The organism is Streptococcus sp. CCH8-C6 (assembly GCF_001557225.1).
GTDB classification, from domain to species: domain Bacteria; phylum Bacillota; class Bacilli; order Lactobacillales; family Streptococcaceae; genus Streptococcus; species Streptococcus sanguinis_C.
The window spans coordinates 1-682 of record NZ_LSJN01000017.1; the positions used below are offsets into that span (position 1 = coordinate 1).

Annotated in this window: 6 tRNA genes; all 6 read right to left on the reverse strand. The window is 51.2% G+C overall.

Annotated features, from left to right (window positions below):
• Window positions 1-83 precede the first annotated feature (83 nt).
• Window positions 84-169: transfer RNA gene (locus AX677_RS00900), tRNA-Leu, on the reverse strand.
• 7 nt (window positions 170-176) lie between these two features.
• Window positions 177-248 (reverse strand) — tRNA-Gly (locus AX677_RS00905).
• A 14-nt stretch (window positions 249-262) separates the two neighbouring features.
• A tRNA-Thr gene (locus tag AX677_RS00910) sits at window positions 263-335 on the reverse strand.
• A gap of 16 nt (window positions 336-351) precedes the next feature.
• A tRNA-Leu gene (locus AX677_RS00915) sits at window positions 352-433 on the reverse strand.
• 5 nt (window positions 434-438) lie between these two features.
• A tRNA-Lys gene (locus AX677_RS00920) sits at window positions 439-511 on the reverse strand.
• 32 nt (window positions 512-543) lie between these two features.
• Window positions 544-616: transfer RNA gene (locus AX677_RS00925), tRNA-Asp, on the reverse strand.
• Between the last annotated feature and the right edge of the window lie 66 nt (window positions 617-682).

A 682-nucleotide genomic window follows, 5' to 3' on the forward strand; every position in this document is an offset into this window, starting at 1 on the left:
TCTAACCGCCTGATTCGTAGTCAGGTACTCTATCCAGTTGAGCTAAGGGTGCTCATCTTCTTCTACTGCCTCTTACAAGTCTATGCCGAGGACCGGAATCGAACCGGTACGATCGTTACCAATCGCAGGATTTTAAGTCCTGTGCGTCTGCCAGTTCCGCCACCCCGGCCACCTCAAGCGAACGACGGGATTCGAACCCGCGACCCCCACCTTGGCAAGGTGATGTTCTACCACTGAACTACGTTCGCATCCTATTCAAAAATGCCGGCTACATGACTTGAACACGCGACCCTCTGATTACAAATCAGATGCTCTACCAACTGAGCTAAGCCGGCTCATTATTATCTTATATGCGGGTTAAGGGACTTGAACCCCCACGCCCTAAAGCGCCAGATCCTAAATCTGGTGCGTCTGCCAATTCCGCCAAACCCGCTCTTATGACCCGTACTGGGCTCGAACCAGTGACCCTTTGATTAAAAGTCAAATGCTCTACCAACTGAGCTAACGAGTCTCTTACTTTTATTGAAATCTTCTCGACTTCAACGGTCCCGACGGGAATCGAACCCGCGATCTTCGCCGTGACAGGGCGACGTGATAACCGCTACACTACGGGACCTATTCTTTTCAGAATATGGGAGTTAACGGGATCGAACCGCTGACCCTCTGCTTGTAAGGCAGATGC